Here is a 19,115-nt window from a genome sequence, read left to right on the forward strand (position 1 = left end):
GCGAACCCACCCAACTGCGCACCCGAGAAATCCTTCAGCGACCCCAGCAACCGCCCCATCGGAGTACGCGCCCCCGCCACGATCACAGAACCGCTGCCGCTCCGTGCACTGTTCACCGCTCTACTCCCCACTTCCGTCCATCGCGGCCAAGAACTGCTACGCCTGCTCGGAAAATCACGCCGTCGCGACCGGCTGCCGGATCTTGGCGCCGGTCTTCTCCCGGACCTCGTCCTCGGTGACGCCCGGGGCCAGCGAGACCAGGCTGAGGCCCTCCGCGGTCACGTCGATCACCGCCAGGTCCGTGACGATCCGGTCGACCACGCCCGCACCGGTCAGCGGCAGCGTGCACTGCTCGACGATCTTCGGGCTGCCGTCCTTGGCCACGTGGTCGGTGAGCACAACGATCCGGCGGGCGCCGACGACCAGGTCCATGGCTCCGCCCATGCCCTTCACCAGGGCGCCGGGGATGGTCCAGTTCGCCAGGTCACCGCCCTCGCTCACCTGGAGCGCGCCCAGGACGGCGATGTCGATGTGCCCGCCGCGCATCATCCCGAAGGAGACCGCGGAGTCGAAATAGCTCGCCCCGGGGTTGATCGTGACGGTCTGCTTCCCGGCGTTGATGAGGTCGGCGTCCTCCTCGCCCTCGTACGGGAACGGCCCCAGGCCCAGGATGCCGTTCTCGCTCTGCAGGGTCACCTCCACGCCGTCCGGGATGTGGTTGGCGACCAGCGTCGGGATGCCGATCCCGAGGTTGACGTAGTCGCCGTCGCGGAGCTCTGCGGCGGCCAGCGCCGCCATCTCGTCGCGGGTCCAGGTCATGGGTTGCTCCTAGTCGGCCGGGGCGGTGGCGCGGGGACGCACCGTGCGCTTCTCGATGTCCTTGATGCGGGGCCGGGCGAGGACCAGCCGGTCGACGTAGATGCCCGGTGTCACGACCCGCTCCGGGTCGAGGTACTCCTCGCTCAGGTGCTCGACCTCGACCGCCGTGACCTTCGCGCAGGTCGCGACGACCGGGTTGAAGTTCCGCGCGCTCGCCCGGTAGACGAGGTTGCCCGCGGGGTCCGCGGTGTGCGCGTGCACGAGCGCCACGTCGGCGATGATCCCCCGCTCCTGGACGTAGGTCTGGCCGTCGAACTCCGCCAGCGGCTTGCCGTCGGCCACCGGGGTCCCGACGCCGGCGCGGGTGTAGAACGCGGCGATGCCCGCGCCGCCGGCCCGCATCCGCTCGGACAGCGTCCCCTGCGGCGCGAACTCCACCTCCAGCTCCTTGTCCAGGTACTGCTGGGCGAACAGCTTGTTCTCGCCGACGTAGGACGCGATCACCTTGGCGACCTGGCGGTTCTCGAGCAGCAGCCCGAGCCCCTTGCCGTCGACGCCCATGTTGTTGGAGACCAACGTCAAACCGGTGACCCCGCTGTCGCGGACGACCTCGATGAGGTCGCTCGGGATGCCGCACAGGCCGAAGCCCCCGACGGCGATCGTCATCCCGTCTTCGAGCACGTCGGTCAGTGCCTCCGCCGCACTCGGGCGCAGCTTTGACAACTCATCACCTCTTCATCGGTCCGCTGGACGAACAGCAGCAGTAAAGAAGCAACCTGCTGTTCACCGCAAGAAACAAGGCCGAACGACGGCCGATCCGTTCATCGGATGACCATCGCCCAGCGCTGGCGTTCACTGAGTGGACGTTAGGATGCGGGCATGAGCGCCAGCGCGAACGCCCATCTGATCGGCCGGGTCGGCTCCGTGCTCCGGGCGCTGTCGGCCGTCAACGAGGCGGGGGCGGCCACCAGCGACCTCGCCCGGGCCACCGACCTCCCCCGGCCGACCGTGCACCGCCTGCTCAGCTCCCTGGCGGAGGAGGGGTTCGTCGACCGCGACCGGCGCACCGGCCGGTGGTTCCTCGGCCCCGAGCTGTACCTGCTGGGGCAGACGGCGGGCACCCGCTACGACGTCACGCACCACGCCCGCGCGAGCGTGCACCGGCTGGCCGCGAAGACCGGCGAGAGCGCGTTCTTCTCGGCCCTGCGGGGCGAGGAGACGGTGTGCCTGCTCCGCGAGGACGGCGACTTCCCGATCCGGTCCTTCGTGCTCTACGAGGGTGCCCGGTTCCCGCTCGGCGTCGTCTCAGCCGGCCTGGTCATCCTGTCCTTCTTCGGCGACGCGGAGATCGACGCCTACCTGGAGCGGACCGACCTGACGGGCCGGTGGGGCGAGACGCACTCCCCCGAGGCGGTGCGCGCCCGCATCGCCCGCACCCGCCGCAACGGCTACGCCGTCAACCCCGGTCTGGTGGTCGAGGGGAGCTGGGGCATGGCGGCGGCGGTGTTCGACCGCGCCGGGCAACCGGCGTGGGCCCTGACCCTGACCGGCATCGAGACCCGCTTCCGCCAGGAGCGGCAACCCGAACTCGGCGCCCTCCTCCTCCACGAAGCCCACGCCCTCACCCGCACCCTGGACACCACCGACCACACCGCAGGCCGCTGACCGGTTTCCGGCAGGTGGCGCTACGCCGCGTTGGCGGTGGGTTGCCGGTGGTGGACGGGCTCGCGGCGGGCGACCAGGCCGAGTGCGAAGGCGGCCGCCAGGGCGAACACCGCGGCCTCGTAGGTCATCGCGTGCCACATCGCATCGCCGCTGCTCGTGGCGGGTGCCGAGTAGGCCACTCCCGCGAGCGCGACGCCCAGCGTGCCGCCGAGCTGCTGCGCCGTCGGCAGCAGGCCCGAGACCGAGACCGCGGCTTCGACTCGAACCCTGGCGATGATCTGGGTGAACGCCGAGGCGGTGAACATCCCGAAGGCGACTCCGCCCACGCCGAGGACGAGGCACAGCACCCACCTGGTGGCCGGGTCGTCGATGGTCGCCGCGACGGCGACGGACACGATCCCCATCGCGACTGCCGAAGTGGCCAGGGTCCAGGCCCCGAAGCGCTTCCCGAGGACGTTCGCGACACCGCTGCCGCCGAGCGCTCCGACGGCGAACGGGGTGATGGTCAGCGCCGTCAGCACCGGGCTCCAGCCCTGCGCGCCCTGCAGGTGCATCGACAGCAGCAGGGTGAAGGAGGGCACCCCGGCGTTGAAGACGAGCACGACCCCCAGTCCCCACCTCGTCGACGGGTCGGCCAGTGCGGCGGGATGGACGAGCGGATCCGCCGCTCTTCGCTGGGAAACCGCGAATCCGGCCAGCACCGCCACTGCCGAGGCCAGGCTCGCCCACGTCCACATCGGCCAGCCCGCGTCTCGCCCCACCGTCAGTGGCAGCACCAGCAGTGCCGTTCCCACCAGGCTCAGGCCCGCTCCGACCGAATCGATGCGCCCGCCGGTCCGTCCTGTTCGGACGGACGGCAGCGAGGGCGAGAGCAGGAGGGCGACGAGCCCGACCGGAACGGCCAGGAGCATCGCGGCCCGCCAGCCCAGTCCCAGCGGATCGAGCTGGATCAGGACGCCGCCCAGCAACGGGCCCGCCAGCGACGCTGCCGCCATGGTCGCGCCGTAGGCGCTCAGCGCGGCGGGCCGGCGGCTCGCGGGCAGTGCCGACTGGATGATCGACAGGATCTGCGGGGCCATGATCCCGCTGCCGACGCCCTGCACCAGGCGGCCCGCGATCAGCAGCCAGGCTTCGGGCGACGCGGCCGACCCGATCGCCGCACCGGTGAACACCGCCATCCCGGTGACGAACATCCGCCGGTACCCGTACCGGTCGCCCAGCCGCGCCGAGAGGATCAGCGAGCAGGCGTAGGTGAGGGTGTAGCCGGCCAGGACGAGCTGTCCCTCGCCCGGGCCGGCACCGAGATCCCGCTGCACGTCAGGCACGGCCACCTGCATGACGGTCACGCTGACGAGCTGGACGAAGACCCCGGACAGGACGACCGGCAGGACGACGAATCGTCCTGCCGGGGAACGCCGGTCCGTCATCGGGTGGTCGGCTGCAAGGCGACGGTGGCGAGCAGCGTCGCCAGCTCACCGGGCCGCGTCACGAACGGCGAGTGCCCGCCCGGCAGCGAGCGCACCGCCATCGGCCGGTCCGGCACCACCTGGTCGGCTTCCGCGATCATCAGGTCCTGGGTCGCCGGCGGCATCGCCAGGTCGTCGGTCAGCCTGATGAAGGTGCGCGGGATGCGCCCCCAGCGCTCGGGCGAGACCGGTACCGCCGTGGTGAAGGTGCTCAGCGGCAGGTCCGGGTGCAGGAACTGCCGCCAGGATTCCGGCGCCGTCGCGGGCAGATCGTTCAGGAAGGCCCGGCGGATGGCGGCGACGTCGTCCGGATCGGCGGACAGCGGATTGATCCGGAAGGCCCCCAGCTCCGCCGGATCGCCGACCGCCGGGAGCTGGACGGCGGCCGCGTGCTCCGGGGCTTCGATGTAGTCGGCGACCCGGGGGCGACCGGCGGGGACGAACGACGACAGGTACACGAGGTGGTCGACGAGCCCGGGAACCTGCTCCACGGCTGCCGAGGCGGGACCGCCGCCCGCGCTGTGGGCGACCAGGACGACGTTGCGGTACCGCGTGCGGACGTTGACGAGGGCATCGAGCACGACGTCGGTGCTGTCTTGCATCGTGACGTCGCTCAGGGCCGACTTCTCGCTGGTGAGCCCGGGCTGACCGGGCGCGAGGAATCCGGTCGGGACGGGTGCGTCGAGCCCGCTGCCGGGGAGGTCGACTGCGACGCCGGCGAGACCGTGACGCACGAGGGCGCGCTGCGTCGCGGCCCAGTGCAGCGCGGAGTGCCAGGCACCGTGCACGAGGACGACGACGGTCTCGGAGGAGGACGGGCGGGTCATGGTGAGGCCCTTCTGGAGCGGTGATCATCGACCCGTTCAGGTCACACCACACCCGTCGGCCTCATCCACCGCGATATCTCACAATGGCCTCCGCGATACTCTGGAAGTATCGTGGGGCGCATGGAAGCCCGCCACCTCCGCTACGCGCTCGCGCTCGCCGAGCACCAGCACTTCGGTCGCGCGGCGGCGTCCTTGGGGATCGCCCAGCCTCCCTTGTCGACCCAGATCGCCGCCCTGGAACGGGAAGTCGGCGAGCGGCTGTTCGACCGCACCTCTCGTGGTGTCCTCCCGACCGCGGCCGGAGAAGCGTTCCTCGCCCGGGCCCGCACCGCGCTCGCCGAGATGAGGCTCGCCGGCATCGACGCGGGCCGCGCGGCGCGCGGGGAGACCGGGCGGCTGCGGATCGGGTTCACCGGATCCGCGCTGCTCGACCCCCTGCCGGGGGTGCTCGGCAGGTTCCGCCGCACTCACCCGGCCGTCCGGCTGACGCTCCAGGAACTGGACAGCCCGACCGCGGCGGCGGCGCTCCTCGCCGGCGAGCTGGACGTCGCGGTGGGCCGGGGCAGCCCGCGCGGCGCCGGGGCGGAGGACCTGGTCACCGTGCCGATCGGCGCCGATCACCTGGTGGCCGTCGTGTCCGTAACGCATCCGTACGCCGGGCTGCCGTCCATCGACGTGGAGCAACTCGCCCAGGAGCACCTCATCGCCAGCCCGGACGCGGTGAGCTCGTACCTGCGGCCGGCGTTCGGGCCGGACCCGGCCGCCCTCGACGGCGCCACGATGGCGCGGGACGTCCACACGATCGCCGGCCTGGCCGCCTGCTGCGCGGGGGTCGGGCTCGGCCCCGACCGCATGCGGCTGATCGCCCGCGACGACATCTGGTTCTGCGACGTCACGCCGCGATTCCGGCTGCCGCACCTGCAGATGTCCTTCCGGGTGACCGACCGGTCGCCGGTGCTCGCGTCGTTCCTGTCGGTCGTGCGCCGGAACTGCGCGGACGTCGGTTCGCGCCTCGACGACGTGCTCGCCCGGCACCCGTCGGCCGTCGCGGCCGAGGGTTGATGGCCGCTGCTGGACCGTCCAGAACGCTGGTGCAACAAGGGAGAAGAATGCTTCGGGACAATGTCGAGTCGGTGCGCCTGGACGACGTGGAGCTGGCCTACCGGGTCGTCGGCGACGGGCCGGAGCTCGTCGTGCTGCTCCACGGATGGCCGCAGACCGGCGCCTGCTGGCGCCACGTCGTGGAGCCGCTCAGCCACGGCCGCACCGTCGTCGCCCCGGACCTGCGCGGGTACGGCGCTTCGGGGCTGGCCGGTTCGGGCTACGACAAGCGTTCCACCGCGGCCGACCTGAGCGGCCTGATCCGCCACCTCGGGCACGAATCGGCGGTGGTGATCGGCCACGACCGCGGCGCCCGCGTCGCGCACCGGTGGGCGCTCGACCGGCCCGCGGAGGTGGCTGCGCTGGCGCTGCTGGACATCCTGCCGACCAGGGTCGTCATGCGCTCGCTCGACATTGACTCGGCGAGCGCGATGTGGCACTGGTTCTTCCACCGGCAGCCCGAGCTGGCGGAGAAGCTGATCAGGGGGAACGTCGAGGCGTACCTCGGCCACTTCTTCGCCCGCGTCCTCGATTCCGGTGCCGTCGACCGGGAAACGTTCGAGCACTACGTCGCCGCGTTCAGCGACCCGGGGCACCTGCGGGCGTCCTTCGAGGACTACCGGACGGGCTTCACGACGGACCTCGAACTCGACGAGGCGGATCACGACCGCGGGCTGCGGCTGCAAGCGCCGCTACTCGTCCTGTGGGGCGCCGAAGGCGGCCTCGCTCGCCGCGACGTCGTGCGCGTCTGGCAGGAGCACCACGCCGATCCGGCCGCCGTGAGCGGACATTCCGTTCCCGGCGGCCACTACGTCCCGGAAGAAGCGCCCGGCGAGCTCGTGCACGCCGTCGAAGCGTTCCTCAGCCACCCACGCGGAGCACGTCGCCGCTGAGAACGCGTGCCCCGGAACGGGATCACCCGGTATTCGAACCTGCGGCTCCCCGGTCTCCATGTCCTAAGAGGACGATCAGTGCCGGAGAACCGGGAAGCCGCAGGGCGAATCGGGTGGGTCAGCGGTTCTGGACGGTCGCGAACGGCTGCGGGGTCATCGGATCGCCGGCGCTTCCGGTGCCGACCAGGCGGCCGTCCGGGAGCTCGGCGCCGTTGCCGAGGGAACCTTCCTGCGGCCCGTCGACCTGTTGCCACGAGGTGCCGTCGTAGCGCAGCAGCGCACCGGCCCCGAGGCTCCACAGTGCACCGTCGGCGCGCACGAGCTTCCCGGTGCCGCCGGGCGGCACGGAGGCCTGCTCGCGGACCCACTGGTCGCCGTCCCAGTGCATCAGGATCGGCTGGCCGTGCCCGGGGGTGTCGTAGGGCTTCTGGGTCGCCGAGATCCAGACGTCATCCGGCGCGAAGGCCGCGACGTCGTGCACGGTGAGGAAATCCAAGTCCGTGGTCTCGAGCGGTGGCACCTGCACGTGGCTCCACTGCGCGCCGTCCCAGTGCATCGCAACGATCTGCTGCGGCCGCGCAACGGTCGTGCCGGCCATCCACAGGTCGTCCGGCGCGGCGCCGCCGACGCTGGAGAAGTTCTGCTCGTCGGTGGCGGGCGGCAGCGGAGACCCCTGCCAGCCGCCGTCGGCCCAGCGCATCGCGAAGCTCCGCGAGAGCGGGGATTCACCGTCGCGATAGGCGTTGCCCACGGCCCAGACATCGGGGCCGACGGCCGTGACGTCGTGGGGCGAGATCCGGGGAGCGTCCGGCACCTCCAGCGGCACCTCGGTCCACGCCTGCCCGTCCCAGTGCAACGTCGCGCCCCGGCTGACCTTGGTGAACTGGCTGACCGCCCAGGCGTCGTCCGGGCCGGTGACCGCGGATCCCACGATCTGGCCGACGTTCGGCACCGGAACCTCGACCCAGCGACCGGTCTCCTCGCGGCGGAACGCCTGCGCGGTGATGGACGTCGGCGAGCCGGGCGGGCTGTAGCTGCCGAACGCCCAGGTCGCGCCGCCACCGCTGGACACGGTGCTCACGTAGGACGCCGTCTCGGGCCTGGCCGGGAACTCCTCGCGCGTCCAGGTTCCCTGCGCCAACGCCGTGCCCGCCGTGCTCAGGACCACGATCAGCGCCGTGGCCACGGTCGTTCCGGTTCTCCTCGACATCGCTGCCTCTCAGCCGGTGATCTCCTACGCCCAGGAGACGCGCGGCGGAGACCTCGGGTTGCCTCCTGGCACCGATCCGCACCTATCCGCACCGACGGGCCGCGGGCTGATCCGGCACCCAAGGCGTATCCCACATCACCGAGCGGGGACACCTGCGGATTCCCGCACCGGTCCGCCACTGCTACGCCACCGCCCACGCCTACGCGTGGGCCACACCGACGACCACACCGGAGGTCGATCATGGCTGCGGCGCCGATGTTTTGCCCCACGGGTTTTCTGGTTAGAGCTGCGGGGTTGTTGCTGACGGTGGGTGCAGAATCCCGCGATCTTCACCAGTCCCGGCCCGGGCTCGGGCACCGGCACCTCCCGCAGCTCGCCCGGTTTTGCCGGGTCTTGCCCTTCATGTTGTCCAGGAGTTCGCCGACGATGCGGTGGATCTCGGGATCCAGGTCGGAGATCTGGTGGGGCGAATGGGCCGGGCCGTAGAAGTGCCGCAGCATCATCTCGCGGTTTCGATCGTGCTCGGGCGGGTCGGACTCGATGATGCTCGGCGCCAGATCGGCCGCCGTGATCGTCTCGGCCACCGGCTCCGCCGGGTCCGCGCCCGGGACCGTCACGGGACGTTTCGTTGGATCCGAGCTGACCCGGTTGTCGTGGAGCAGCGAAACGATCTCCCGCTAGATGCTGACGACGTAGGTGCCGTTCGGCTGCCGCGCCACCGGTGTTTTCCGGAGCTCGGCGTAGAACAGGTACGGGTTGGCGCGGTTTTCGTAGCGAAGGACCTGTTGCCAAGGGGTTTCCTCGCTCATGGTGCTGGTCTCTTTCCTCTTGTGCCCGCGTGATCCCGGGGTGCGTCAGCGACGTCGTGGCCGGAACTCGGCTCTGCGCTCGCTCGGGACGTGTCCGGTCAGGACAACGTCGGGTATCGCCGTCGGGACGCCGTGTTCCGGGAATTCAGCCGGGAACGGCTTCAGGTCGTCGGGCCGATCCCAGCCCGGCGGCGGGGGCGGGAACGGAACCGATCGCTCGATCAGCCCCGCGTAGTACGGCAGCCACTTGCCGTGGTTGAAGGTGACGGCGGCGGCGAAGCGGCGCTCCTTGACCGACCACTGCGTGAAGGCGATCTCGTCCCCGAAGGGAGGGACGCCGACGGACTTGATGTTGACGTCGAACTGGCCGGACCAGAAGCCGGGTAGCAACAGGTGCGGGTAGTACCCGGGCTCGAGGTTCACCCTGTTGTGAGCCGCGACTTCAGCGCCGAGCACGGCGTTGTCCCAGTGCTCCATGGCGAGAAACTCGTACTCGTAGAGCACGTGGGGCGCGCGCGCCACGTCCCCGGCCACGAAGACGCTGTCGGTCACCACGCCGTTGATGCGAAGGCGCGACCGCCGGCGTCGCAGCCGACGCCCCGGAAGCCGGCCGCCAGCCCGGAGCCCTGCAGCAATTCCACGTTGCGGATCGACCCCAGCGCGGCAAGTACCACGTCGGCTTCGTTGGTGGTGTCGTCGGAGAGCTGAGCACGTCGTACATATCCGCTCGCGTCGCCTTCCAGCGATGACACGCCACGCCGCAGCGCAGGTCCACGCCGTGGTCGCGCTGCATCTCCGCGGCGATCTCGCCGATCACTCCACCGAGCGGGCCGACCGGTGGCGCCGGGCCCCGCTCGGCGACGGTCCCCGGAAGATCGAGTTCCCGGCAGACGGAGGCCACCTCCGAGCCGATGAACCCGGCGCCGATGACCAGGACTCGCGACGGCCATGCGGCCAACGCCCGTTGCAGCTGCGGGCGTCATCGCGCGTGCGCAGCGTGTACACGCCTTCCAGGGCGGCATCGGCCGGTTCGGGCCACTGCCGGGCACGGGTGCCCGTGGCGATCAGCACTCGGTCGTACGCGACTTGGTCGCCGTTGGCCAGGCGCACGTGCGAGGAAGCTGTGGGGCAGCGGGCTGCTCAGATTTCCAGTCGTGTTTCTTCGAGATCGAATTCGCGGACGATGCGAATCATCACCTCGTTGGAGATCTCCCCTTCGTTGCGCAAGTTCAAGACAGTCGCCCGTTGTACTTCGAGCACCGCGCGGACCATCTGCTGGTAGGCGAGCGACTGGGCCTCGTAACCCTCGTCGCTGATCTTTCCGGTGCGTGCGCCGAGTCGGCGCTTGCGGTACTCGTACGCGCGGCGCAACCGGTTGACGCTGTCCTCACGGGTCCACTCCTGCTCGGCCAGTTCGTCGAGATGGGCGAGTGCGGCCTGCGTTGCCGCCAACCGTGCGCGAAGCTCCTCGCGCTCCTCGGCACCGCCGTCGGAGATTCGGAGCAACCGGATGAGAGCGGGTAAGGACAGCCCCTGCACGACGAGCGTCGCGAAGATGACGGCGAAGGTCAGGAAGATGATCAGGCCTCGTGGGCCGAACGGCGCCCCGGCCTCGGTGGTCAGCGGCAGCGCCAGAGCGGCGGCCAGGGAGACGCTGCCGCGCATTCCGCTCCAGGCCAGCACCAGCCGATAGCGCGCCCCCACCCGGCGAGCCCGCTGGCTCCGTCGCCGGTCGATCGACCGGATTATGTACGGCACGACGAAGAACCAGGCCAGCCGCACCAATATGACCACGCCCGCCGCCGAGAGCGCGTAAGAGACAAGAGCGGTGATGGTGTGACCGGCCAACCCCTCTACCGCACTCGGGAGTTGGAGACCGATGAACACGAACAGCACCGCGTTGATCAGGAAGGTGAGGATGTCCCACACCATCACCCCCTGAAGGCGGGTCGGCGCGGGCAGCACGGGAACGCCGCGGATCCCGACGTACATGCCGGTGGTCACGGCCGCCAGCACGCCCGACGCACCGAGGGCGTTGGCGGGGATGAACGCGGCGTATCCACTGAGCAGCGAGATCGTCAGGCTCACCTGGGCGTCGTTGGTGTGGCGACGGACAGCCACGATGAGCCAGCCGACGACCAGGCCGATCGCGATCCCGCCGACGGCCCCCGCCACGAAAACGAGTCCGGCGCGGCCGAGCGAGAAGCTCTCGCCGACGATCGCCGCCACGGCGACGCGGTAGGCCACCAGCGCGGTGGCATCGTTGAACAGGCCTTCACCCTCGACAGCGCTGACCAATCGCCGAGGGACGCCAAGGCTCCGCATGACCAGGCCGGCGGCGAGCGGATCGGTCGGTGACAGGATCGCGCCCAGCGCGAAAGCCGCCGACCACGAGAGACCCGGTACGAGGGCGTGGGTCACTGCCGCCACCGCGGCCATGGTCGCCAGCACCAGACCGACAGAACTGAGAGTCAGTCCTCGCAGGTTCTCCCGCATATCGCGGAAGTTGGCGGACAGCGCCGCCCAGTACAGCAGCGGCGGCAGGAAGACCACCAGGACGACTTCGGGATCGAGCTCAACGTGCGGTACCCCGGGCACGAACCCGACCGCCGCACCACCGAGCACCAGAACGATCGGGTACGGGATCGACAACACGCGCGCCAGCGCCGCCAACGCCGCTACCGATACCAACAATCCGCCGATGAGAATTTCGGCGTCCACCTCCACGCCCACGCGACGAACATAGCCGAAATCCCACTTCTGAACCCACGGGAAAACACACGCCGCATTGTTCGAACACGCGGTCCCACCGCGGTTGCGCACTCAACGGAAAAGACGTGAAACTGTCAAGAATCGCTGCCCTTATTAGAAATTAACCACCCCACACGCGGCACAGCAAGGAAGGAATTGATGTCATGTCGGATACCCTCACCGTGAGCGTCCTGGGCACCGGGATCATGGGCGCCGCGATGGCCCGCAGCCTCGCCCGCAATGGGCACACCGTGCACGCCTGGAACCGCACCCGGGACAAGGCCGAACCACTGGCCGCCGACGGCGTGCACATCGCCGACACCCCTGCCGAGGCGGTTCGGGACGCCGACGTCGTGCTCACGATGCTCTACGACGGTGCCGCCGTGCTGGACGTGATGCGGCAGGCAGCGACAGCACTACGCCCCGGCACCGTGTGGGTGCAGTCGACCACTGCGGGCATAGACGCCGTCGGTGAGCTCGCAGCCTTGGCCCACGAGCAGCGACTCGTCTTCTTCGACGCGCCCGTCCTCGGCACCCGCCAGCCCGCGGAGGCCGGCCAGCTCGTCGTCCTCGCCGCCGGCCCCAGCGAGAGCAGGCAAGTCGTCATACCGGTGTTCGACGCCATCGGCACCCGCACGGTGTGGACCGGCGAGGACGGTGCCGACGCCGGCGCCACCCGCCTCAAGCTCGTGGCCAACAGCTGGGTCATCGCCGTCACCAACGCCGTCGGCGAGGCTCTGGCCCTGGCCAAAGGTCTCGACGTGGACCCGCAAGGCTTCTTCGACATCATCAGCGGCGGCCAGCTGGACATGGGCTACCTGCATGCAAAAGCCGCCCTGATCCTGGAAGACCGCCTGACCCCACCGAGCTTCGCGGTGGCCACCGCCGCCAAGGACGCCCAACTGATCGTCCAAGCCGGAAAGCAGCACGGCATCCAGCTCGACGTCGCCGAAGCGGGTGCACAACGCCTCACCCGGGCGGCCGCCCGAGGCCACGCCGACGAGGACATGGCCGCCGCCTACTACGCCAGCTTCGACACCTGAGCCCGTCTACGTCGGACACACCGCTCCAAGATGGACGGACGGAGAAGCGCAAGGTTGGCGTTGTTGCGGTCAGCCCAGAACTCCGGAAACAAGATCCGGCCGGCGGAACAGCAGTTGCCAAACCACCGGAATCCCTCTTGGTTTCCGCGGGTCCAGCACCGGCCGGCGGCACGGAGGGGGCCACCGGGCGGTGCGGGTGCGAGTCAGTTGTTCGCGATGAAGTCCGTGACCAGGCGGTTGAACTCGTCGGGGTGCTCGATCATCGCCCAGTGCCCGCAGCGGTTGAGCAGCACCAGCCGCGAGTTCGGGATGAGCGTGAGCAACATCAGGGAGTGCTCGTAAGGCACCACCCGGTCGTCACGACCGTGGATGAGCAGGGTCGGGACGGTGACCTTCGGGAGGTCTTCGAGGCGAACCCACTTGGGAATCGGCGCGCCCTTCGGCAGACCGGCCAGGTAGTTCTCGAGGTGATCCGGGCGCGCCAGCGCGGCGTCCGACCGGGCCGCGAGCAGTTCCGGGGTGGCGAACTGCTTGTCGTGGACCATGATGCTGATGAGCTTGCCCATGGTCCCCGGCGCCGGGTTCTGGTACGCCTCGATGAGCACCTTGAGGCCCTCGCTCGGACCGTCGCCCGCGGCGAACAACTTGGGTCCGGGTGTCGGTGGCCCCATCGTGATGAGGTGCGAGATCCGGTCCGGGTGCTCGGTCGCCAACCGCATGGACGTCGCGCCGCCCATCGAGTTCCCGACGAACGCGGCCTTCTCGATGCCGACGGCGTCGAGGAACTGGATCGCCGCCTCCACGTGGTCGAGCTGGTCGACGGTGGCGGCGTCCGACTCACCCCAGCCGGGCATGTCCACGGCGTACACGTGGAACTGGCGGGCGCACCCGAACGACGAGATGTTCAGCTTCTACGTCCGCACGCCGTCGGGCTTCAACATCGAGTACGGCTGGGGCGGCCTGACCATCGACGACACCACGTGGCAGGTCAAGCACCTGGACAAGCTCGACACTTGGGGCCACCGCGCGCCGCAGGTCGTCGCGGACCTGCTTCAGCCCTGAAACACCGCTCCGCAGAAGGAAGAGGAAGACACGCATGCCGCTCACCCAGGCCGAGACCAGCCGCACCGTCCGGACCGAGGACTGGACCCTGCACTACCAGGAAGCCGGGGAAGGCCATCCCGTGATCCTGCTGCACGGCAGCGGCCCCGGCGCCACCGGCTGGAGCAACTTCTCCGGCAACATCGAGACGCTAGAAGTACGACGCGGACGTCGCGATAGTCGGGTACGGCCCGAGCGGCGTGATCGCAGCGCTCACGCTGGCCAAGCACGGCATTCCCGCCGTTGCGTGACGACTTGGCGTTCAGCGGTTTCGAATGCGCGACCGGGGCCGATCTCGACGCCGTGGTGACGAACCTGCGCGCGGCCGGCACCGAAGTGGTGGAGGGAGACGCGGAGCTCGCCGCCGCCCGCAAGGTGGAGCGCATCGTCGTGACGAGCGACCCGGTGGGCAACCGAGTCGAGCTGTTCACCGGGTTGGCCGACGCCGACACGCCCTTCCAATCGGACGTGCTGTTCTCGAACTTCGTCACCGGTGCCGGTGGCGCCGGGCACGAGTTCCTCATGGAGCGCGTCGACCGCCAGGAGATCCTCGACTGGTACGGCATCCTCGGGTTCAAGGTGACCGACTACGTCAAGGAGGAAGTCGCTCCGGGCGTCTTCGCCGACGCGGTCTTCACCCGCTGCAACGAGCGGCACCACTCCGTCGCGTGGGCGGACATGCCGTTCCCCAAGCGGATTCACCACTTCATGATCGAGGTCGGCAGCATCAACGACGTTGGCGGTCATGCACTGAACTCCGTTGTTCTGCTGAACCTTCGGGAGGACGGATTCGGATGCTTTCCACGGGCGGGAGAACGAGACCTGATCGCACCCGGAAGCCATGTATTGGACGGAACGTTCGGTCCAATAACGAGAACGGTAACAGCCCCCCGGCCGGTGTCAAGAGGTTCTGGCGAGGGAACGCGGCCCGCAGCCCAGGAACTACACTCGCGGGATGGACAATGCCGTACCCAGCGGAAACCAACGAGGTCGGCGATCACGACAGGAGATCCTCGACGTCGCGGCGCGGGTGATGTCCGCACGCGGGTACGCGGGAACGTCGATGTCGGTGCTGGTCAAGGAGACCGGCCTGCCGAGGAGCGCCATCTATCACCACTTCGAGTCGAAGGCCGACCTGCTGTCGAAGGTGATGGCGCGGGGCGCCCGGGAGTTCTTCGACGCGATGCGAGCCGCGCATCAGAACCCGCCCGCGGACGGCTCCCCTCGCGAACGGCTGGGGTGGCACCTGCAGAAGACCGGCGAGGCATTCGTCAACCACGAGGACTTCCTGCGCCTGATGCTCGTGCTGGTGATGAGCAACGAGGCGGCGGAGGCTGCCGAAGCGATGCGGACGGTCACCGAGGTTCGCAGCGAGGGCCGCGAACTCATGCACCGCATGATCTACTCGTCGTTCGCGGTCGAGGGCGACGACGCCGCAACGGTCGTCGCCGACGAACTCGCGCATTTCGGAATGGCCGGGTTCGACGGCGCTTTCGTTTCACTGCAGTCGAAGGACGACAAGCCGATCGCCGAGCTCATGAGCCAGCTGGCCGACGCGCTGGCCGCCATCGGCGAGTCCCGGATCCGCGGCCTCCGTGAGCTCCGCGTGCCGTGACCTTCAGGCCGCGGCACTCGAAGAGTGTTTGCCGTCAGGCGTTTTCACGCTCCCCGACCAGCGTCAGCGCGATGTCGACGATCATGTCCTCCTGTCCGCCGACCAGTCCCCTGCGTCCCGCTTCGAGCAGGAGCGTCCGGACGTCGATCCCGTATCGGGCCGATGCCGCCTCGGCGTGGCGCAGGAAGCTGGAGTACACGCCGGCGTAGCCCAGCGTGAGGGTCTCGCGGTCGACCCGAACCGGCCTGTCCTGCAGCGGGCGGACGATGTCGTCCGCGGCGTCCTGCAGGGCGAACAGGTCGCACCCGTGGTCCCACCCGTAGATGTCGGCGACCGCGATGAACGCCTCCAGCGGGCAGTTCCCGGCACCGGCACCGTGGCCGGCCAGGGAGGCGTCGACGCGGGTCACCCCGTTCTCCACCGCCACCACGGAATTGGCCACGGACAGCGACAAGTTCTCGTGGGCGTGGATGCCGATCTCGGTGCCCGGGTCGAGGACGTCGCGGTAGGCGCGCATCCGCTCCGCGACGCCGCTCATGGTGAGCCGCCCGCCGGAATCGGTGATGTAGACGCAGTGCGCGCCGTAGGACTCCATCAGCTTGGCCTGCTCCGCCAACTCGTCAGCGGGCGCCAGGTGGCTCATCATCAGGAATCCCGAGACGTCCATGCCGATTTCGCGCGCGGTCGCGATGTGCTGCGCGGAAACATCGGCCTCGGTGCAGTGCGTGGCGACCCGGACCGATCGCACACCGAGTTCGTACGCCCGCTCCAGTTCGCGCACCGTGCCAACCCGGGCAGCAGCAGCGTCGTGAGCCGAGCCCGTTCGATCACCTCGGCGGCGGCCTCGATCCACGCCCAGTCGGTGTGCGAGCCGGGCCCGTAGTTGAGCGACCCACCGGCCAGGCCGTCGCCGTGGGCGACCTCGATCGCCCCGACACCGGCCACGTCGAGCGCGGCGACGATGCGCTTGACGTCGGTCGGCGCGATCCGGTGCCGCACCGCGTGCATGCCGTCCCGGAGGGTCACGTCCTGGACGAAGATGCTGCGCTGGTTCATCGTGCGGCTCCGTTCCGCTGGGCGATCCGCTCGGCGATCTGCAGTCCGGCGGAGGTCATGATGTCGAGATTTCCCGCGTAGGCGGGCAAGTAGTGCGCGGCACCCTCGACCTCGAGGAACACCGAGACCTGGTGGGTGGGGCGCGACGAGTCCGCCACCAGCGTCTCGACCGGCTGGTCGGCCGGGATCTCGGTGATCTGCACCTGCTGCTTGAGCCGGTAGCCGGGCACGTACGCCGCCACGTCGGCGGCCATCTTCTCGATCGACCGCCGGATCTCCTCGTGCGTCGCCGGATCCGGGGCCGAGACCAGGCAGAACACCGTGTCCCGCATGATGAGCGGCGGCTCGGCCGGGTTGAGGACGATGATCGCCTTGCCGCGGCGGGCACCACCGACCGACACGATCGCCTCGGACGTGGTCTCGGTGAACTCGTCGATGTTGGCGCGGGTCCCCGGTCCCGCCGACTTCGACGCGATCGAGGCGACGATCTCCGCGTACGCCACGGGCACGATCCGCGAGACGGCTGCGACCACCGGGATCGTGGCCTGACCACCGCACGTCACCATGTTCACGTTGGACGCGTCCAAGTGCTCGTCGGCGTTGACCGCGGGCACGACGTACGGTCCGATGGCTGCCGGTGTCAGATCGATCATCCGCTTGCCCAGCGGTGCCAGGCGGGCGTTGTTCGCCGCGTGCGCCTTCGCGGAGGTCGCATCGAAGACGATCTCGATGTCGTCGAATCCGGGCATCGAGATGAGCCCCTCGACGCCGTCCGCTGTGGTGGGCACGCCCAACCGGGCCGCTCTCGCCAGCCCGTCGGATGCCGGGTCGATGCCGACCATGGCGCCCATCTCGAGACGTTCCGAATTGCGCAGCACCTTGATCATGAGATCGGTGCCGATGTTGCCGGATCCGATGATCGCGACCTTGCTCATTCGTCGGCTCCTCACTGGAAACGGGCGGTCACGGAACCGAGCCCGGACAAGGTGGCGGTGACGGCGTTGCCGGCCACGACCGGTTGCATCGGGCCGAGAGCGCCGGAGAGGACGACCTGTCCCGCTCGCAGCGGCTGGCCGAGGTCGCGGGCCGTCCGGGCGAGCCAGCCGACCGCAGCAACGGGGTCGCCCAGGCAGGCGGTGCCGGCACCCGTGGACACCTGACGTCCGTCGACGGACATCTCCATGACGACCTTCGCGGGCTCGACCTCGTCGAGCGTGCGCTGCTGCGCGCCGAGGACGTACAGCCCGGCCGAGGCGTTGTCCGCCACCGTGTCGCCGAAGCTGATGTCCCAGGCCTCGATGCGACTGTCGCAGATCTCCAGCGCGGCCACGGCGTACTCGATCGCGCCGCGAACCTGGGCCACGTCGAGCGGACCATCGACGAGGTCGGCGCCGAGCACGAAAGCCACCTCGGCCTCGACCCGCGGCTGCAGAAGACGCCCGACCGGAATCGCTTCCCCATCGCCGTACCGCATGTCGTCGAACAGCAGTCCGAGGTCCGGTTGGTCGACACCGAGCTGTTGCTGGACCGCCTCCGAGGTCAGGCCGATCTTGCGCCCCACCACGGCCGCCCCGGCCGACTGACGGACCTCGGCAAGGCGGCGCTGCACGGCGTAAGCGGCCGCGAGGTCGTCACGGCCGATCAGGTCCCGCACCGGCGCGCAGGGCACGCCTGTCGCCGCGGCCGACGCGAGCCGGTCCGCAGCGGCGGCGATGTTGGAGGTCGTGGGCTGGCTGTTCATGGCGCCCACTGTCCAGGTCGGGCCGGGGCCCCAACCAGGCATTCGTCTCGCTCAGCGATACGCTCGGGCGATGACGGGCGCAAACCTCGACACCGTGCTCGGCAAGGCCGTAACGATCCTGCGGGCTTTCCGGCCGGAAGACCACGTCATAGCCCTCGCGGAACTGGTCCGCCGGACGGGCTTGCACAAAGCGACCGTGCACCGCCTAGCGCGCGATCTGGTCGCGAACCGACTGCTCGACCGGGTCGACGGCGGCTACCGGCTCAGCGGCGGGCTGTTCGAACTCGGCATGCTCGCTTCGCTTGAACGCAGCCTGCTCGATGTCGCGATGCCGTTCCTGCAAGACCTGTACGAGCGAACCCACGAGACGGTGCACCTCGGCGTCCGCGAAGGTCACGACGTCGTATACGTCGCGAAGATCGGCGGGCACCGCCAGGCCAACGCCCCGTCCCGGACCGGCGGTCGATTGCCGTTGTACTGCGCGGCGATCGGCAAAGCACTGCTCGCCCACGCCGATCCGGAGGTGCAGCGGGAAGTGCTGGCGGCACCGATGCCCCGGCGCACCCCGCACACCGTTGTCGCCCCGGGAATCCTGCGCCGTCAGCTGTCCAGAGTGGTCGAGGCCGGGGTGGCGTTCGAGCACGAGGAATCCGCATTGGGCATCGCATGCGTGGCCGCCCCCGTGTTCGGGGAGACCACCGAACCCATCGCGGCGATCAGCGTCACCGGACCGACCAGCCGCTTCCGCCCCGAAACCCAAGCCACCACCGTGCGCGCGACCGCGGAGGCGCTGCACAGCACCATCGCGCGCCGCAAGCAGCTCCGGTAGCCGGAGTCACCCAGCGGTCACCGTCTTCTCCAGGAGAGTGCTCAACGAAGGAACCACGAGCAGCGCCGACCCGGGCTGGAAATCAAGCTCAGACCACGGGAGCGCCCCGGTAGATCTCGAGTCGCAGGTCACGGGCCCTGGTCATGGCCGGCATCACCGCAAGCACGCCACCATCCGGCGCTGAGCGTT

At 69.8% G+C, this 19,115-nt stretch carries 23 protein-coding genes and 1 pseudogene; 7 read left to right on the forward strand and 17 right to left on the reverse strand.

Going from position 1 to position 19,115, the window contains the following annotated elements:
- Positions 1 to 174: 174 nt before the first annotated feature.
- Entirely contained in the window at positions 175 to 819 is a 645-nt protein-coding gene (locus AC07FN_RS40345) for a CoA transferase subunit B (RefSeq protein WP_478400404.1), read from the reverse strand.
- 9 nt (positions 820 to 828) lie between these two features.
- Positions 829 to 1,542 carry a CoA transferase subunit A gene (locus AC07FN_RS40350; RefSeq protein WP_478400405.1) on the reverse strand — a complete coding sequence of 238 codons (714 nt, stop codon included), beginning with the start codon at positions 1,540 to 1,542 and terminating at the stop codon, positions 829 to 831.
- Between the two features lie 156 nt (positions 1,543 to 1,698).
- On the opposite strand from AC07FN_RS40350, the gene AC07FN_RS40355 reads away from it, so the two are divergent.
- A complete protein-coding gene (locus AC07FN_RS40355) occupies positions 1,699 to 2,484 on the forward strand; it encodes an IclR family transcriptional regulator (RefSeq protein WP_478400406.1) in 786 nt (261 codons plus the stop codon).
- A gap of 20 nt (positions 2,485 to 2,504) precedes the next feature.
- On the opposite strand, the gene AC07FN_RS40360 is transcribed toward AC07FN_RS40355, so the two are convergent.
- Positions 2,505 to 3,911: an MFS transporter gene (locus AC07FN_RS40360; protein ID WP_478400407.1), complete on the reverse strand. Its 1,407-nt coding sequence runs from the start codon at positions 3,909 to 3,911 to the stop codon at positions 2,505 to 2,507.
- Complete coding sequence (locus tag AC07FN_RS40365; protein ID WP_478400408.1) at positions 3,908 to 4,777, reverse strand: alpha/beta fold hydrolase; 870 nt, start codon at positions 4,775 to 4,777, stop codon at positions 3,908 to 3,910. Before AC07FN_RS40365 ends, AC07FN_RS40360 begins: the two co-directional genes overlap by 4 nt.
- A 120-nt stretch (positions 4,778 to 4,897) precedes the next feature.
- Between AC07FN_RS40365 and AC07FN_RS40370 the strand changes: the two genes are divergently transcribed.
- Both AC07FN_RS40370 and AC07FN_RS40375 read left to right on the forward strand, forming a co-directional pair.
- Complete coding sequence (locus AC07FN_RS40370) at positions 4,898 to 5,839, forward strand: LysR family transcriptional regulator (RefSeq protein ID WP_478400409.1); 942 nt, start codon at positions 4,898 to 4,900, stop codon at positions 5,837 to 5,839.
- 47 nt (positions 5,840 to 5,886) lie between these two features.
- On the forward strand, positions 5,887 to 6,771 hold the full coding sequence (locus AC07FN_RS40375) for an alpha/beta fold hydrolase (RefSeq protein ID WP_478400410.1): 885 nt from the start codon (positions 5,887 to 5,889) through the stop codon (positions 6,769 to 6,771).
- Between the two features lie 118 nt (positions 6,772 to 6,889).
- Here the strand turns inward: AC07FN_RS40375 and AC07FN_RS40380 are convergent, their stop codons facing one another.
- From AC07FN_RS40380 to AC07FN_RS40410, 7 genes and pseudogenes are all read right to left on the reverse strand, one after another.
- Positions 6,890 to 7,957, reverse strand: coding sequence for a hypothetical protein (locus tag AC07FN_RS40380; protein ID WP_478400411.1), 1,068 nt, complete (start codon positions 7,955 to 7,957; stop codon positions 6,890 to 6,892).
- Positions 7,958 to 8,310: 353 nt separating this feature from the next.
- Positions 8,311 to 8,598, reverse strand: coding sequence for a hypothetical protein (locus tag AC07FN_RS40385; RefSeq protein ID WP_478400412.1), 288 nt, complete (start codon positions 8,596 to 8,598; stop codon positions 8,311 to 8,313).
- 60 nt (positions 8,599 to 8,658) lie between these two features.
- A complete protein-coding gene (locus AC07FN_RS40390; protein ID WP_478400413.1) occupies positions 8,659 to 8,790 on the reverse strand; it encodes a hypothetical protein in 132 nt (43 codons plus the stop codon).
- 45 nt (positions 8,791 to 8,835) lie between these two features.
- Positions 8,836 to 9,345, reverse strand: coding sequence for a hypothetical protein (locus AC07FN_RS40395; RefSeq protein WP_478400440.1), 510 nt, complete (start codon positions 9,343 to 9,345; stop codon positions 8,836 to 8,838).
- Complete coding sequence (locus AC07FN_RS40400) at positions 9,339 to 9,542, reverse strand: hypothetical protein (RefSeq protein WP_478400441.1); 204 nt, start codon at positions 9,540 to 9,542, stop codon at positions 9,339 to 9,341. Before AC07FN_RS40400 ends, AC07FN_RS40395 begins: the two co-directional genes overlap by 7 nt.
- A 44-nt stretch (positions 9,543 to 9,586) precedes the next feature.
- Positions 9,587 to 9,691, reverse strand: a pseudogene (locus AC07FN_RS40405) (hypothetical protein); the annotation flags it as partial.
- A gap of 239 nt (positions 9,692 to 9,930) precedes the next feature.
- Positions 9,931 to 11,523 carry a Na+/H+ antiporter gene (locus AC07FN_RS40410; protein WP_478400414.1) on the reverse strand — a complete coding sequence of 531 codons (1,593 nt, stop codon included), beginning with the start codon at positions 11,521 to 11,523 and terminating at the stop codon, positions 9,931 to 9,933.
- Positions 11,524 to 11,705: 182 nt separating this feature from the next.
- On the opposite strand from AC07FN_RS40410, the gene AC07FN_RS40415 reads away from it, so the two are divergent.
- Positions 11,706 to 12,584, forward strand: coding sequence for an NAD(P)-dependent oxidoreductase (locus AC07FN_RS40415; RefSeq protein WP_478400415.1), 879 nt, complete (start codon positions 11,706 to 11,708; stop codon positions 12,582 to 12,584).
- Between the two features lie 203 nt (positions 12,585 to 12,787).
- Here the strand turns inward: AC07FN_RS40415 and AC07FN_RS40420 are convergent, their stop codons facing one another.
- Complete coding sequence (locus tag AC07FN_RS40420) at positions 12,788 to 13,438, reverse strand: alpha/beta fold hydrolase (RefSeq protein ID WP_478400416.1); 651 nt, start codon at positions 13,436 to 13,438, stop codon at positions 12,788 to 12,790.
- Between AC07FN_RS40420 and AC07FN_RS40425 the strand changes: the two genes are divergently transcribed.
- Positions 13,437 to 13,646 (forward strand): hypothetical protein, encoded by a 210-nt coding sequence (locus AC07FN_RS40425; protein ID WP_478400417.1) that lies wholly within the window; start codon positions 13,437 to 13,439, stop codon positions 13,644 to 13,646. The genes AC07FN_RS40420 and AC07FN_RS40425 overlap by 2 nt on opposite strands.
- Before the next feature lie 252 nt (positions 13,647 to 13,898).
- On the opposite strand, the gene AC07FN_RS40430 is transcribed toward AC07FN_RS40425, so the two are convergent.
- On the reverse strand, positions 13,899 to 14,432 hold the full coding sequence (locus AC07FN_RS40430; RefSeq protein WP_478400418.1) for a hypothetical protein: 534 nt from the start codon (positions 14,430 to 14,432) through the stop codon (positions 13,899 to 13,901).
- A gap of 208 nt (positions 14,433 to 14,640) precedes the next feature.
- Between AC07FN_RS40430 and AC07FN_RS40435 the strand changes: the two genes are divergently transcribed.
- The gene (locus AC07FN_RS40435) at positions 14,641 to 15,300 is read left to right on the forward strand and encodes a TetR/AcrR family transcriptional regulator (protein ID WP_478400419.1); all 660 of its coding nucleotides are present in this window, start codon (positions 14,641 to 14,643) and stop codon (positions 15,298 to 15,300) included.
- A gap of 34 nt (positions 15,301 to 15,334) precedes the next feature.
- On the opposite strand, the gene dmpG is transcribed toward AC07FN_RS40435, so the two are convergent.
- The 4 genes from dmpG to AC07FN_RS40455 are packed head-to-tail and all read right to left on the reverse strand — an operon-like array spanning position 15,335 to position 18,097.
- On the reverse strand, positions 15,335 to 16,048 hold the full coding sequence (gene dmpG, locus AC07FN_RS40440) for a 4-hydroxy-2-oxovalerate aldolase (RefSeq protein ID WP_478400420.1): 714 nt from the start codon (positions 16,046 to 16,048) through the stop codon (positions 15,335 to 15,337).
- Positions 15,946 to 16,356 carry a hypothetical protein gene (locus tag AC07FN_RS40445; RefSeq protein WP_478400421.1) on the reverse strand — a complete coding sequence of 137 codons (411 nt, stop codon included), beginning with the start codon at positions 16,354 to 16,356 and terminating at the stop codon, positions 15,946 to 15,948. Before AC07FN_RS40445 ends, dmpG begins: the two co-directional genes overlap by 103 nt.
- Positions 16,353 to 17,291, reverse strand: coding sequence for an acetaldehyde dehydrogenase (acetylating) (locus tag AC07FN_RS40450; protein ID WP_478400422.1), 939 nt, complete (start codon positions 17,289 to 17,291; stop codon positions 16,353 to 16,355). The genes AC07FN_RS40445 and AC07FN_RS40450 overlap by 4 nt, the downstream gene beginning before the upstream one ends.
- Positions 17,292 to 17,302: 11 nt before the next feature.
- Positions 17,303 to 18,097: a 2-keto-4-pentenoate hydratase gene (locus AC07FN_RS40455; protein WP_478400423.1), complete on the reverse strand. Its 795-nt coding sequence runs from the start codon at positions 18,095 to 18,097 to the stop codon at positions 17,303 to 17,305.
- Between the two features lie 70 nt (positions 18,098 to 18,167).
- Between AC07FN_RS40455 and AC07FN_RS40460 the strand changes: the two genes are divergently transcribed.
- Positions 18,168 to 18,926 carry an IclR family transcriptional regulator gene (locus tag AC07FN_RS40460; RefSeq protein ID WP_478400424.1) on the forward strand — a complete coding sequence of 253 codons (759 nt, stop codon included), beginning with the start codon at positions 18,168 to 18,170 and terminating at the stop codon, positions 18,924 to 18,926.
- The last annotated feature ends 189 nt before the right edge of the window (positions 18,927 to 19,115 follow it).

The sequence above is a fragment of the Saccharopolyspora sp. NPDC045941 genome (assembly GCF_056431445.1).